The organism is Nitrosomonas sp., from assembly GCF_022842015.1.
Taxonomy (GTDB): domain Bacteria; phylum Pseudomonadota; class Gammaproteobacteria; order Burkholderiales; family Nitrosomonadaceae; genus Nitrosomonas.
Genome location: NZ_JALHQJ010000078.1, coordinates 1 through 14,562 on the forward strand (window position 1 = coordinate 1; position 14,562 = coordinate 14,562).

At 41.2% G+C, this 14,562-nt stretch carries 12 protein-coding genes and 1 tRNA gene; 5 read left to right on the plus strand and 8 right to left on the minus strand.

Going from position 1 to position 14,562, the window contains the following annotated elements; all coding sequences use genetic code 11:
- The first annotated feature begins 150 nt into the window (after positions 1-150).
- A complete protein-coding gene (locus Q0C11_RS12645; RefSeq protein ID WP_293008522.1) occupies positions 151-1,314 on the plus strand; it encodes a glycoside hydrolase in 1,164 nt (387 codons plus the stop codon).
- A gap of 324 nt (positions 1,315-1,638) precedes the next feature.
- On the opposite strand, the gene Q0C11_RS12650 is transcribed toward Q0C11_RS12645, so the two are convergent.
- The 3 genes from Q0C11_RS12650 to Q0C11_RS12660 form a co-directional block, all read right to left on the minus strand.
- Positions 1,639-2,790, minus strand: a complete 1,152-nt coding sequence (locus Q0C11_RS12650) for a glycoside hydrolase (protein WP_293008524.1) — start codon at positions 2,788-2,790, stop codon at positions 1,639-1,641.
- Between the two features lie 480 nt (positions 2,791-3,270).
- Positions 3,271-4,422 (minus strand): glycoside hydrolase, encoded by a 1,152-nt coding sequence (locus Q0C11_RS12655; protein ID WP_293008526.1) that lies wholly within the window; start codon positions 4,420-4,422, stop codon positions 3,271-3,273.
- A 347-nt stretch (positions 4,423-4,769) separates the two neighbouring features.
- Positions 4,770-4,845, minus strand: a tRNA-Asn gene (locus Q0C11_RS12660).
- A gap of 771 nt (positions 4,846-5,616) precedes the next feature.
- On the opposite strand from Q0C11_RS12660, the gene Q0C11_RS12665 reads away from it, so the two are divergent.
- The 4 genes from Q0C11_RS12665 (at position 5,617) to Q0C11_RS12680 (ending at position 9,238) form a co-directional block, all read left to right on the plus strand.
- The gene (locus Q0C11_RS12665; RefSeq protein ID WP_293008528.1) at positions 5,617-6,486 is read left to right on the plus strand and encodes a TorF family putative porin; all 870 of its coding nucleotides are present in this window, start codon (positions 5,617-5,619) and stop codon (positions 6,484-6,486) included.
- 154 nt (positions 6,487-6,640) lie between these two features.
- Complete coding sequence (locus Q0C11_RS12670; RefSeq protein ID WP_293008530.1) at positions 6,641-7,171, plus strand: RNA polymerase sigma factor; 531 nt, start codon at positions 6,641-6,643, stop codon at positions 7,169-7,171.
- Between the two features lie 3 nt (positions 7,172-7,174).
- Entirely contained in the window at positions 7,175-7,903 is a 729-nt protein-coding gene (locus tag Q0C11_RS12675) for a zf-HC2 domain-containing protein (RefSeq protein WP_293008532.1), read from the plus strand.
- Between the two features lie 66 nt (positions 7,904-7,969).
- A complete protein-coding gene (locus Q0C11_RS12680; RefSeq protein WP_293008534.1) occupies positions 7,970-9,238 on the plus strand; it encodes a S8 family serine peptidase in 1,269 nt (422 codons plus the stop codon).
- Positions 9,239-9,331: 93 nt separating this feature from the next.
- Here the strand turns inward: Q0C11_RS12680 and Q0C11_RS12685 are convergent, their stop codons facing one another.
- From Q0C11_RS12685 to Q0C11_RS12705, 5 genes are all read right to left on the minus strand, one after another.
- Positions 9,332-10,594 carry a hypothetical protein gene (locus Q0C11_RS12685; RefSeq protein WP_293008536.1) on the minus strand — a complete coding sequence of 421 codons (1,263 nt, stop codon included), beginning with the start codon at positions 10,592-10,594 and terminating at the stop codon, positions 9,332-9,334.
- A gap of 113 nt (positions 10,595-10,707) precedes the next feature.
- Positions 10,708-11,472 (minus strand): 16S rRNA (adenine(1518)-N(6)/adenine(1519)-N(6))-dimethyltransferase RsmA, encoded by a 765-nt coding sequence (gene rsmA / locus Q0C11_RS12690; RefSeq protein ID WP_293008538.1) that lies wholly within the window; start codon positions 11,470-11,472, stop codon positions 10,708-10,710.
- Positions 11,462-12,472 (minus strand): 4-hydroxythreonine-4-phosphate dehydrogenase PdxA, encoded by a 1,011-nt coding sequence (gene pdxA / locus Q0C11_RS12695; RefSeq protein ID WP_293008540.1) that lies wholly within the window; start codon positions 12,470-12,472, stop codon positions 11,462-11,464. The genes rsmA and pdxA overlap by 11 nt, the downstream gene beginning before the upstream one ends.
- Positions 12,469-13,791: a peptidylprolyl isomerase gene (locus Q0C11_RS12700; protein ID WP_293008542.1), complete on the minus strand. Its 1,323-nt coding sequence runs from the start codon at positions 13,789-13,791 to the stop codon at positions 12,469-12,471. Before Q0C11_RS12700 ends, pdxA begins: the two co-directional genes overlap by 4 nt.
- 42 nt (positions 13,792-13,833) lie before the next feature.
- A partial coding sequence (locus Q0C11_RS12705; protein ID WP_293008544.1) for an LPS-assembly protein LptD occupies positions 13,834-14,562 on the minus strand: 729 nt, incomplete at its 5' end.

The window sequence follows — 14,562 nt, forward strand, 5'->3', positions numbered from 1 at the left end:
AGGAAATACTCAATGGGGATATTAAACACTCAAGATGTTAACGTTTTTTATTTACTGGCCCCATTAGGTTCATCAGATAACCTTTTGAAGTAATTCTTCGAATTTTTCGTAGTACCAGTAACTTCTTCAAGTCCATCACAGGAGTCTTACATGACTAGAAATAATCTCATGAATCCAAACATTATTTTATCGATCGCATTCAAACAAATAAACGCTATATCCATTGCAGCATTAATCGCCATATCGACGATTTTTGCTCCTTTGGCATCAGTATATGCAGCCCCATTGCCTCCTGGGACCACTGGGGTAAAATGGCATCCAGGTCATTACTACACCATCCAAAATTGGGCTAACGACGACCCGATCTACATGGCGCAAGTTTACAAAGAACTTGAAGCGACACCTGCACTGCGTGGAATGCAACTGCGTTATTTATGGGGCTGGCTGGAAAAATCACCGGGTGTATATGATTTCTCATCCATTGATAAGCATCTTGAAAAACTCACAGCCATGAACAAACGCTTGGTTATCCAGGTGCAAACAAAATCATTCGAGGCTGATTGGAAGCTCATACCGGATTATCTAAAGGCACCTGAATATGAAGGCGGCGCATTTCCATTCAGAGACTGGGGATCTCCAACTATAGACGGTTATAACATTAAATTATGGAACACGAATGTACGTAAACGATTGACTGCATTACTAAGAGCAATGGGTGAGCGCTACAACTCGCACCCGAATTTTGAAGGTATCGGCTTGATAGAAACGGCCATGGGGCAAGCGACAACCCCACTGACAAAAGCACAAACAGATGGATGGTTTAATAACTTAATCGTTGTGCAGAAAAATATGCGTACATTCTTTCCCAACACTATGACGATTCAAGAAATAAACTATCCACGCGAATATCTCAAGCAAATCACTTCAGAGATGGTAAAAATAGGGGGGGCTCTCGGCTGCCCGGATATTTATCCAGATGAACCAGGCTTAAATTTTATTGGAAACGCATATTCTCCTCAAGGTGCTTACAAGTATTTCTCTCAGCTTTCAGGGATTGTACCTATTGCTCCTACAGTTGAGAAGGTCAATTACCTAAATACGCGTGGCGATAAACAAGGTCATGTACCAACCGTTCAGGAAATTCTAGTATTCGCACGTAACGAATTAAAACCCAATTATATATTCTGGCAACGCCTCCCAGAATATGTCGGACAAGTGTTAGAGGTAATGAGCTGGAAAAGACAAATAAGCACACCATCTGGCGGATTGATTTCGACCTGCCCGAGTGCATACTCTTCCTGCATTACTGATTAATAATTCAAACTGTAATTATCACTTCGACCAAAAATAAGCATCAGTTTTGACATTTCTGGTCGAAGTTATCAACAAAAAATCATAATTCTTACTTTTATTACTTGCGAGTATTTCAGAGATGACTACATTGCATTTAAGTAAATAAGATGTCAATCAACATTCAAAATTTACCACCCATCAGTCTGTCTGGTGTAGCAGTGGTATAAGGGGGAAAATTTCCTATAAATGCGTAACGTGCATCATCTGAAAATTATTCCCCATTGCCACAACAAAATTTTCACGGCTGCGCGAAGTTCTTTAACTTATTAAGAAATATAACAAACTCTAGCTAACACAAGAAGAATAAGCTCTGGGACATTTAGGATTTAATCCTCCCGCAGGAGCATATTTTTGTCCTTTCCAGTTTAATACTTCCAATACTTTCGCGGAATGTTTTTCCCGTGTCCAGAAGATATAGTTGGCGTGCAGGGTGTCGCGTGCGAAAGCCAAAATCTCTGCAACAGTTGGCACATAACCCGTTCCATCACCTTTCGTGTTTTTATAATTTTTTGACATAACCGTGGGAGCCATGGGAATAGTGCCAGCAAAATCTGAATAATAGTTATAAACTCCCTGGTTGGGGTCATATTTTGTTGCTTCAACGAGCAAACCTTTTTCCTCGAGAAAAGTATCTGGACTACTCAAAGCCGTTCCAATATTTTTGAGTCTGCCCACGAATGATTCGAGAATGGGGCGCGGATAATTTACTTCCTGAATCGTCATTGTATTGGGAAAAAACAAACGCATTTGCTTCTGCACAATGACCTTATTGTTATAAAAATTAGTTACCTGGGCATTGGTGAGTGGTTTGATAGGCTCCCCCATAGCGGTTTCTATCATGCTGATACCCTCAAAGTAAGGGTGCGAGTTATAACGTTTTCCCATTGCCTTGAATAAGGCAGTCAGGCGATTCTGCACTTGCAAATTCCATAACTTAATATTACGTCCCGTAACTACTTTATTTCCATAATCACTAATATCGAATTCACCGCCTTCATATGCAGGTGACTTCATGTAATTGGGCACAACTTGCCTGCCATTAAATGATTTTGTTTGCACTTGAATAACAAGACGTTTCCCTTTGGCGGACAGCTCAGCAAGCCGTTTATCAATCGATGAAAAATCATACACGCCTTTTGCTTTTTCCAGATCATTCCAGAAATATCGTATCATCATCCCTTTCAATGCAGGTGTCGCTTTGAGTTCACTATATACCTGTGATAAGTAGGTGGCATTGTTCTTTTGTGAACCTTTTATTATGTAATAGTGGCCTGGATGCCATTTGACAGCAGTGGGATCTATCGTCGCAGCCACGACTCCTAGCGGGACAAAAATCATACTAATGCAAAATAATATTGCTACCAGTAGTTTATGTACTTTGTTATTTAACCTGTTTGTGGTCGGCATTAAAAGACTGATATGAGTATTGATTCTCATAGAATAAATTCCTCTCTAAAGTTAAAAGATAGGAACTGAGAGAATACGCTCCGAATTTTTTGCTCGAAAATCTTACATTCTTATTCGAAAGTAAAACGAGTAAAGCGATCTAACAGTTCTGTGATCTGAATTTGCCCAATCTTTAGGAACCAGACAGATTCTCAATGGGTTAAAAATATTCTAAGATGTTCTACAAATCAAAGATGCAGTTCATGCACTGATAAATGAGCATTTTGAGCCTGCACTTAAAGCAACAACAGCAGTACAAAAGCCTTTCGTCTGCCTGCCAGACTCAGCAACTTTGTTTATCATTCAGCAGTTGCAAAGATCGCAGCACTTTTTACATTACAACATTTAGCTGGGCTATAGACTCTTTTTAGATTAGAAACATCATGATTGACATCTAATATTTATAAAAATCTGATTTAGTCATCTGTTAATAAAAGAACCATGCCCTATTAAGTTAGATCGAGAAATCCTCTAGTCAGCACAAGATGGATAAGCAGTTGGACAGATGGGATTTAATCCTCCCGCAGGAGCATTCTTTTGTGCATTCATATTTAATACTTCCAATACTTGCTCGTAATGCTCTTCTCGTGTCCAGAAGATATAGTTGGCATTTAAAGTATTTCGCGCAAAAGCCAAAATCTGAGAAATAGTTGGGACATAACCCGTTCCGTCACCTTTCGTATTTTCATAATTTTTTGGCATAATCGTGGGAACCATAGGTATCACGTCAGTAAAATCTGAATAGTAATTATAGATTCCCTTATTGGAATCATATTTCGTTCCTGGATAAAGCAAACCTTCTTCCTCAATAAAAGTATCCGGACTACTCAGTGCCGCCCCAACATCTTTGAGACTACTCACGAATGATGCGAGAATTGAACGCGGATAATTTACTTCTTGAATCGTCATTGTGTTAGGAAAAAACAAACGCATTTTCTGATGCACAATAATTTTATTATCATAAAATTCAGAAACTTGGTAACTCGTCAGTGGTTCCATAGGATTCCCCATGGCACTTTCTATCATGCTGACGCCTTCAAAGTATGGGTGCGAGTTGTAGCGTTTACCCATCGCCTCGAATAAAGCAATCAGGCGATCGCGTACTTGTAAATTCCATAATTTAATATTACGTCCGCCTATTACTGTGCTGCCAAAATCACTAATAGTAAATTCACCACCTTCATATTCAGCTGTCTTCAAGTAATTGGGCACAACTTGCCTGCCATTAAATGATTTCGTTTGCACCTGAATAACAAGACGCTTTCCTCTCGCAGCCAGTTCGGCAAGACGTTTATCGATGGATGAAAAATCATACACATCCTTTGAATCTTCCAGATCTGCCCAAAAATACCGGATCATCATTCCATTCAATGCGGGTGTTGCATCGAGTTCACTATATACTTGCGATAAGTATGTAGTATTGTTCTTTCTCGAACCTTTGATTATGTAATAGTGGCCAGGATGCCATTTGACTGAGGTGGAGTCTGATGGTGCTGCCACGGCTCCCAGTGGGACCAAAATCAAACCTATACAAAGCAATAGTGCGGGCAACAGAATATATGCCTGAACATTTATCTTGTTAGTAATCGATGTTCTGAGATTCTCTCCCAATAAAGTTTGCATATTAATTCTCATGTACCATTTCCTTCTACTAAAGTTAAAAGATCGGAACTGAATATGTTTGCTCCGCGCGCCCTGCGTCTATTACCGTGGCAAACCTCGGAGAATCGCAAGTTCAATAAATGAGAATCTTGAGCCTATTCCTTAGTGCAATAGCGACGACACGAAGGTATTAAGCCAGAAATGGCAAAGGCTCAAAGTTTCCACGAGGAATAATTTAAAACTGCAACGAGTAAAGCTCACAGAATGGCGATCAAACAGGATATTCGAGCAAAAATTTAGCGTTTACTCATACGGATAGGAGTCATAAACGGGTATGTTGAATTTAAAAACCCAGATTTATATCTAATTGGCTCCCCGACCAGGGCTCGAACCTGGGACCTGCGGATTAACAGTCCGTCGCTCTACCGACTGAGCTATCAGGGAATTGGTGAGATGCGCATGTTAACGTTTTGAAGCTTCATGGTCAACCATGATATACACTCAAATACAAAAAATCATATCAATTTATTTTTTAAATCCATACGGACTTTGAGCAATCGTCACAACATTCACATCACAATTTAACATTTCCTTGAAAGATCAACATCGAACTGTACCTAATGCGTGAACCCGCATTCAATCGACGAATCTATATAGCATGCCATTAGAAAAATATCCCCATTTTCGCCGCAGCGGCAAACTAAAACTAATTAATTCAAAGCAATCAAAGCTTATCAATGCTGCTCTGAGACAAACTGGCGGTCAGTTATAATACAGTCGCGTGTAGCATTAATTCTACTAACCGCAACTCAAATAGCCTTGTTATTTATATTCGCATGCTTCAACCTGTCCCTCCCATTCCTCGTTCAAATACAATTGACGGCATAAAAAATAATGTTACTGAGGTTGTTATTATAATAAAAAGCGTATTCAATCTTACGATCTCCCAATATAAATATGCACTTAATTGTGGATTAAGAAAATACAACAATCTCCTTTTAATAATCCAATCCCCTCTCATCCACAATGTTAATTCTGTCAGAATCAAAAAAGTTCAAATCGTAATGAAAATTACTCATTACCTTCGTTTTTATCATTGAAGAAAGAAATAAGTTAATTTTGCAATGCTTCTTTCTAAATACTGCGCATTGAGAACCAGATACTCTGTTGCAGAATTAAATAACAAAATAAAACCAATAAGACTTGAATTGCTTAATGAAACTCTACGCAGCCAGCTTTTTACTTTTCAGCAAAACACGTCATCATTTCTCGATCATTTATTTGCAAAGAGAATCAATCATAGCCCCCGAATCAGTTTCAAATATTAACGACCCTAATCAAATAACAATGCGTCCCATACATTTAAGCAGTATTTTTCTTGGATTAGCGTTATGCCTCACTAATCTGCCAGACTGCTATGCCCAACTAAATGGAAGTATTACTGGAACAACAGATTATTTTTGGCGAGGTTACTCAAAAAGTGATAGCAAACCAGCCGCACAAGCCAGCATTGATTATGAGTCCCGATCTGGTATATATCTGGGCACTAATATTTCAACTGTCAATTTTGCTGATTTTGGATTCGAAAATCGCTCTAATTTGGAATTCCGCCCTTATCTAGGCTGGGCCTATAAGTTATCTAATGACTGGCGTTTTAATGCTGAATGGACACGCTATATTTATAACGGAAAAGTATTTAATCAAAAGGTTGACTATAACGAATTTTATATCTCAGGCCATTTTCGTGACATACTGACATCCAACTTCTTTTTTTCTGAAGATAGTTATCAACAAAATCATGTGGGTTTCGGGTATGAGGTTAACGGACGTTATCCAATTACCAATTCAATCCAAATATCCAGCACCCTAGGCTATAATAATCAGAAAAAAATACTAGAGTACAATTATCTTTATTGGACTGCCGGATTAACTTGGCATTTCGCCCGCAATATAGGCGTCGATGTTCGTTATTATGGAGCCACACATACTGCGACAAGAAATTATGTACCGTCGTCGCCACACTGGGGTTTTCATCCACATGCCGTTGATGATCGTGTATTATTCTCTTTCACAGTAGGATATTAATTTTTCAAAACCGCTTACTCTAATGAACCTTTAGTTCAATTTAGGTAATATACGAGTAAATTTAATAATAAGGCAGCAATATGTGGAAGTACCTGACTTAAGTATGATGCAAAAACCCTTTAGCTCGCATGAACAACAGGCTAAGGAACGGCATTTGATCGCAGAAGCCGCGACTGGCAATGGAAAGGCTTTCGAACAACTATATCAACTCTATTTTAATCGGCTATATCAATTTATTTTTCGTATTAATAGACATCATGATTGTATTGAAGAAATCATTAATGACGTGATGTATGTAGTTTGGGAAAAAGCCGCCACGTATGATCAAACGTGTCGACCATCAACGTGGATTTTAGGCATCGCTTACTTAAAATCATTAAAAAGTGCCAAAAAAAGCACAAAGAGAGAGGATGAATCAGTCGAATTTAATGATGAGCTGGATTACTTTCCTGATCGAGGGGCTCGTTGGGTTTCGCAAGTGGAAGATAGTAATTGGCTCGAAGCTGCGCTTGAAAAGCTATCGGCGGAACAACGTGCCGTTGTGGAAATGACATATTTTCAAGGATTACACTACAGTGAAATTTCAGAAATTATGCAATGTCCCGAAAATACAGTAAAAACCAGAATGTTTCATGCGCGCAAAATTTTAGCTAAATTTTTTCTAGAGCTTAATAGCAGGAGTTAACGGATGTTATCTACACAGATCAAATTGACCAATCAAAGTGAACATCAAAAGGCATGGGATCTTTTACCTTGGTATATAAACCGATCGTTGGATCCCGTTGAGCATGCTATTGTGAAAAATCATGTTAGAACCTGTATCACGTGCAGAATTGAATTAAATCTGCAAGAGCGATTGTTGAAAAAGATACAACAAACCGATCTGTTACAGCAGGTATCACATGCTTCATTTGCTCAATTAAAAAAACGAATTGAAACACACCCTGAGGTTAGTGCTTCGAATAAATGTACGGTTTCAAGTAAAGATCTTATATTTTTTCCATTTCAGCTTCAATTTCTTGGCTTTGTAAAATACACTGCCTTAGCAGCTAGCTTACTTTTGTTAGCAGCGCCGTTTATGCTAAATTCGTGGGTTGTCCAGCCTGAAATGGAAGGCGCATACAGGACGCTAGCCAACTCAAGTGAAAACACAAACAACACAAACAACACAAACAACACAAACAACATCGTTCGAATTGTTTTTGCAGACCAACCTGATTCAGAGCAGATTGAAATTATAGTGAATAGCGTTTCAGGACATATTATTAAAGGGCCATCTCCGAATGGCGTTTATGAAGTTCAAATTGGCAATCATCAAACGGATACTCAACAAGTAAATGATGCAATTTTTCGCTTGCGAGACCACGCATCCGTTATTTTTGCGGAGCTTGCTCAAGGGTTGTCCGTTTCTGAATAGGCTCATACTTTGATGTCAAGTAATCATATAAAAATTTATCTGGGTATTGTTTCGTTATTGATGGTAATGGTTATTGCTTTCCCGGCAAAAGCCGTGCGGGATTTATATATCGATCCCGACGTTTATGATAGTAAACATACAAATCGCACCATATTAGTGACCTATACCGATATGCATATCAATAGTATTCCCATTGGGATGTCCAATCTGACATATCGGCAAAGGGGTAACTATAGCGATTCGACTTGGAGCAAAAGAATAGCATCCAATATTGGAGATGACTACAAGTTAAAAATTCTTACCCAATGGTCAATCAGTGAAATTGGTGAACACTGTGTTGTATATGTAGTTGATGAGGATCGCTCTATCGAGGACGTCATTAATGCATTAACAAATGACAATCGCGTCAGTAGCGTTCAGACAATGAGCACATTCCAAGTTATGGCAAGTGCATACACTGATCCTTACTACCGCTTGCAAACCAACATCCAATCAATGAATATAAATGAAATACACAAGCGGACTACAGGCAAGAATGTAACTATCGCAATCATTGATACCGGTGTTGACACGAGACATCCTGACTTAGAGGGCCAAATTCAGCACAGTAAAAATTTTGTTACGCAAAAATCAATAGAACAACAACCATCCAGCGAACTTCACGGTACAGCGGTTGCTGGCGTTATAGCAGCTAAAGCGAATAATGGAGAAGGCATAGTCGGCATTGCACCGGATAGCAATGTTATCGCCCTAAAAGCTTGCTGGGAAGTTAAGGCAGGCAGCTTAGAAGCAATCTGCAATAGTTTTACCTTAGCGTTAGCAATCAATACTGCTATCGAGATGCGGGCGGATATTCTTAATTTAAGCCTAACTGGTCCTTATGATCCTCTCTTGGCTAGATTGATCGAGAAAGCTGTTCAACGTGGCATCATCATCGTTGCATCGAAAGCTGATAAAGATGATGAAGAATCTGGTTTCCCAGCTCAGCAGCCAGGCGTTATCGGTGTTAGCAGTATTAACACCCACAATATCATGCAATCGTTATACGAAAATCATCTTCTTACCGTATACGCACCGGGCGAGGAAATATTAACGACCTTACCCAGAGGAACCTATGACTTTGTTTCTGGCAATTCTTTAGCCACAGCGCATGTTTCAGGCCTTACTGCCTTACTATTACAATTAAAGCGTGATCTAACCAATCATCAGCTTTTCAATTTGTTAGTAAAATCAAACGAACCAAGTTTTCATAAAATATTCACAAATCGCCAATTAAATAATGCCATTAAGCTCACGCTAAAATCTGAAAAGCAAAGCAAAAATAGAATTAACTAATCCTACTGTGTTGGTGATTAGAAAACCATAAATTACTGAGATAACGAGAAATTATCTGCAAGGTAGACCCGACAATTCTATCAATCCTTCCTCTCAGTACTCCCTGATCCTAATATTTACTGGCGCACGGTTCTGAACTGGTGAGCGAATTCGATTTAGCCCCAATACTGTAATACGCTGTGCGGCGTTGAAACTGGGAGCGCCATCTTGATCCCGTAAAATGGATGATACTTTATATTCCAGGCTGTTTGAATCTGGGTCAAAACGGATATCGTGTAACCAGATTCCGGCACGCTGCACTTGCTGATGTTCACACTCATACGAGAGATCCCAGCCAGTCAGCAAGGGCACAGCATAGTCAAAAGGTAAATCGTTGATACGAAATGTGTGGGTGCGAACAACACCGTCGACATTTTTGCGACAAGTATCCGTGATTTTTCCTGCGCGAGGATTCAATGCCAGGAAATCTGCACGCAATTTGACACTACTGCCGCGAATCATTGCAGCGCGTGTTTTCACTTGGTATGTGCGCGTGCTATTGTCCTTAAATACAGTTTGCGCGGCCCAATGTAGGCTGCCATCTAAACTGGGCGATGCGCTGGATTGAGAGAGATTGTAGGCTACTTGCAGCAAGCGATAATCCGCACGATCTCCCCACTTGCAAGGTGGGAACCGCCATTCACATTCAAACGTATCATCGAACTGAAAATCAAATCCCCGCGGGATGATCGCGATCGCGGCATTCCCTTTTAGCGTGCCTCTGTTCCCAGCATTCTCCAGCGTAGCAAGCGCACCCTGATTTTTATTCTGCAGTGTTGAAACTTCAACCCCGTTGTAATCACCTTCAATCGCGGCATCGAAATGAACTGAGCGGTAGCCAAAACCGGTATAAAACACACAAAATTCATAAGCATCTTTGCGATTCTGATCATCCAGCTTACCTTGCGCCTCAAATACTAAAAAAGTAGAACCTTCATTCTTTACCACCTTACTGTGTGTGATGTCTGCACGCATCGAATTGATTTCGCGGTCGCCATGCAAAAATCGCAGATCCCAACCATTCAATATCACCGTGCCGCTATCCACATAACTAGGTAGCTCTAGCCATTGAAGCACGGTGGCTGTCTCTTCGCCATTGCTGCGCTGAGCGCATTTGCTTCCTTCAATCAAAATAAATTTCCCTTCATCCTCAAAAACCGTTTTCCCTTCTGATTTGAAGGTCAATTGTTCAAAAGATGTCGGGTTCTGTACTTTATCCGTTGCATTGACCACCTTCAGTTCTTTGGATTTGCTGGCGCAAGCAAAAAACGAGAACAGTATAAATAGCGCAAGCAATATATACCCATAGCGAATCATGCATTCCCTCCAGAAATTAGTGTAGTCATGCCACACACAGATATTTGCTCAATTCACTTTGAAAAAATCTATTGTCGCTAGAATAGCAAAATAATTCTAGCGGTTGGAATAAATCAGGTTAAAAAATTGGCGATCGCAACAAACTTCTCCACAGGTAAATTTTCAGCGCGTAACCCAGAATCAATATCCAGCGTGCAAAAATCCTCCGCTATTAAATACTGCTGCAGTGCATTACGCAAGGTTTTACGGCGTTGCGAAAATGCAGCCAACACAACTTGTGAAAATAATGTTTCATCAACAGCCATCAACGACGACACTGGCCGAGGAGTCATGCGCACAATAGCCGATTCGACTTTCGGCTGCGGACGAAAAGATTCCGCTGGCACGTTGAATACATACTCCATATCGAATCGGTACTGCAACATCACGGAAAGTCGTCCATAATCAGATGTTCCCGGCACGCCCACCATGCGCTCCACCACTTCCTTCTGCAACATGAAATGCATATCGAAAATATGATCAGAAAATTGACTCAGGTGAAACAATAATGGCGTGGAAATGTTGTAAGGCAAATTGCCGATGATGCGTAGTTGTCTTCCAAAAATAGAAAAATCAAACTTCAATGCATCAGCTGCATGAACAGTCAGTTTCTCATGCGAGAATTCATTGTTCAGCCTGTCCACAATATCACGGTCGATTTCTACCACATCCAGATGATCAATCACTTGCAATAGAGGCCGTGTCAACGCCCCCAGACCTGGCCCTATTTCAATGATACGATCATTTTTTTGCGGATAAAATTCAGTGATAATTTTAGATATAATATACTGATCATAAAGAAAATTCTGACCAAAACGCTTGCGAGGATTATGTCGCATGACTATGAGAAAATATTTGGTTGTTAGCCAGCTGCGCAGCCATGTCAATGGCTGCCAATAGGCTTCCAGCATTTGCCTGTCCGGTTGCAGCCAGTTCCAGAGCGGTGCCATGATCAACGGAGGTTCGAATAATCGGCAACCCTAATGTAATATTTACACCACCGCCAAAACTGGCATGCTTTAAAACAGGCAAGCCCTGATCGTGGTACATGGTAAAAATACAATCAAACTGTTTGAGTTGTGTGGGGCTGAATAACGTATCCGCGGGAATAGGGCCGGTTAATTGCATACCTTCAGCCCGTAGTTTATTCAAAACAGGAATAATGATATCAATTTCTTCGCGTCCCAGATGACCGGATTCACCCGCATGCGGATTGAGTCCCGCGACTGCAATGCGTGGCTTCTCGAGTCTGAAACGGGAAATTAAATCATACTGAATAATGCGCAATTTACTTTCGATGCTATCTATTGTAATCGCCTTTGCCACGTCTTTGAGCGGCAAATGAGTTGTCGCCAGCGTGACCCGCATATCCCCGCCCACCAACATCATAACAACCGGGCTATGCATCAGTTCCGACAAGTACTCCGTATGGCCGGTAAAAGGAAAACCGGCATCATTAATTACTCCTTTATGCACCGGCGCAGTCACCATGCCGTTAATTTGTCCTGATTTACAGGCATCAACAGCCCGATCCAACGTAGTCAAAACATACTGTGCGTTCGCCGGGTTGAGTTTCCCTGCTATTACCGGTTCCGCAACTGGAATATGCAAAATCTGCAAACTTCCCGCAGTGTGTTGAGCCGGAGAAATCGTAGAAACATCAATCAGATTTAAGGGAAGTCTAAGTTGTTTTGCACGTTCCAGTAATACATCGCCATCCGCAATCACCACCAGCTTGCATGACAATGGCTGTTGTGCAAGTTGTACACATAAATCAGGACCTATTCCTGCCGGCTCTCCTGCAGTCAGCGCTAATGTCGGAATCAATTTATGATTCATAATTCCTGATCCAGACGATATTCTACATAGGCTTGATCACGCAATTGCTGTAACCAATCCTGAATAACCACGTCAGACTTGCGAGTTCGTATTGCTTGGCGTGCCGATTGTCTGTGTCGGTCAAGACTGATATCCTGCGTACGACGCTCCATAACTTGAATTATATGCCAGCCAAATTGAGATCTTACCGGATCGCTGATTTCACCCGGCAAAAGCGCGTTCATCACACGCTCGAAATCCGGCACGGTATCACCAGGCGAGAGCCAACCAAGATCGCCACCGGACGATGCGCTGGCATCCTCGGAATAGAGCTTGGCCACTTCTTCAAAACTCTCCCCTCTATCTAATCGTTCTTTAAGCGCGAGAATCTTCATCTTTCCATCACTTTCAGAAATCAATTCATTAATTTTTATCAATATATGGCGTGCATGGGTTTGGTCTATAATGACTGTCGGTGTTTCTTGAGTACGCCTGCCCAGTAATTTGAAGATATGAAAACCGTTCGGGCTTTGCACGATGGATGTCATTTCACCTGGTTGCAGCGTTTCTAGCATTTGAGCAAAATCCGGCCCCATTTGAGAAATTGGGCGCCATTCAATGATGCCACCATTCTTTGCATCCGCTGCATCAGAAAATTCCGCAACTACCTGAGAAAATTCGACACCTTCTCTCAGTTTTGTCAACGCCATCTCAGCACGTTCAGCTCTTTGCTGAATCTGATCTGAGTTCATATTTTCCGGCACCAGGATTAAAATATGCCCAAGTCGATATTCATCATCGCCCTCCGCCGAGGCCTTCTGCGTCTGCAGGAAATTATCCACCTCTCCTTCTGTAACATTGACCTGATGGTTAACTTCACGCTCTTTAAGTCGCGCTATAATCATTTCTTCCCGGATTTCCTCGCGAAACTTGTTATAGCTGATACCATCATTCTCCAGCACAGCATGAAATTCAGGTAAGGTCAGTTGATTATCGACGGCAATGCGGTTAATAGTTTCATCTAATTCAGTTTCAGCGACCGATAAACCGACTTCCTGGGCATGTTGAATCTGTATGCGTTTTGTAATAATGGACTCCAGCACCTGCTCTTCTAAAGTGTGTTGATCCGGTATTTGCATCCCTTGTTGCTGCATCCGGCCGATAGCTGTTTTTATTGCTTCATCAAGCTCATATCGAGTAATGGCGTCCTCATTTACAACAGCAACTATATGATTAATCGGTATAGCTACCGGAGCAAACGCCAATTCTTGTGCGGTAATTTGGGCTGGCAAGAAAACAAACAGTATCAGGACTATCCAAAAATCTTTTCTTTGAAGCATAGAATGATGATACGTGATGAGTGCGATATGCAAAACCAATGATTAGTGGACGCTGGTGTATCCAGGAATTGTCTGCTGTAATACTTGCAGCGGATTGTTACCAAGCCCCATCAATCCTTTAAGCTCCAGCTGCAAAAAGAATGCTGTCGTTGTTGTTTGTGTTGCCGTCGTCAGTCGTTGCAATACAACCCTTAAAGCCCAGCAGCAAGAACTGTATTCAAGTCCCGCCAGACCCGCCAAGATTTTATCGTCGTTTAACGAGTAATTGACCCGTGAAACACCACGCCAACCTCCATAAATCGGCCACTGTACCGACGTATCAACCTGTTCAATCGACGTATCGACTTGTTCACGTACGTCACGTGTAAAACGATAGCCAAAATTCAGTACTTTACCAGGCTCCGGTTGATAGCTAACACCGCTACGGACCTTTTCAACGATTCCTCCGGATTGATCTATCTGAATATTGGAATCCGTACTGATATCCTGTGTTAAGCGGCCTGATATTGCAGCAATAAAATCTGATTTTCCACTGGTCACCTGCGGCGGCAATAACTGAATTCTGGGATCAGTGAAATTCACCATCTGACCGACAGCCAGCCGCAAAAATTCGACGCCTGTCTCTTTATCAACAAAACGTGATGTAAGTGCTGCTACACCACGGTTAGCATCGTTAATACGATCGCCACCACTGAATCTATTTTCAGTCAATATCTGCGCAAAACTGAAGTCATTGATTGCCGAATCAAAATTCGGCAAATAATCTTGATT

Coding starts and splice junctions, on each gene's coding strand:
- Q0C11_RS12645 (WP_293008522.1), top strand. CDS start 151: ATGACTAGAAATAATCTCATGAATCCAAACATTATTTTATCGATCGCA.
- Q0C11_RS12650 (WP_293008524.1), bottom strand. CDS start 2,790: ATGAGAATCAATACTCATATCAGTCTTTTAATGCCGACCACAAACAGG.
- Q0C11_RS12655 (WP_293008526.1), bottom strand. CDS start 4,422: ATGCAAACTTTATTGGGAGAGAATCTCAGAACATCGATTACTAACAAG.
- Q0C11_RS12665 (WP_293008528.1), top strand. CDS start 5,617: ATGAAACTCTACGCAGCCAGCTTTTTACTTTTCAGCAAAACACGTCAT.
- Q0C11_RS12675 (WP_293008532.1), top strand. CDS start 7,175: ATGTTATCTACACAGATCAAATTGACCAATCAAAGTGAACATCAAAAG.
- Q0C11_RS12680 (WP_293008534.1), top strand. CDS start 7,970: ATGGTTATTGCTTTCCCGGCAAAAGCCGTGCGGGATTTATATATCGAT.
- Q0C11_RS12685 (WP_293008536.1), bottom strand. CDS start 10,594: ATGATTCGCTATGGGTATATATTGCTTGCGCTATTTATACTGTTCTCG.
- rsmA (WP_293008538.1), bottom strand. CDS start 11,472: ATGCGACATAATCCTCGCAAGCGTTTTGGTCAGAATTTTCTTTATGAT.
- pdxA (WP_293008540.1), bottom strand. CDS start 12,472: ATGAATCATAAATTGATTCCGACATTAGCGCTGACTGCAGGAGAGCCG.
- Q0C11_RS12700 (WP_293008542.1), bottom strand. CDS start 13,791: ATGCTTCAAAGAAAAGATTTTTGGATAGTCCTGATACTGTTTGTTTTC.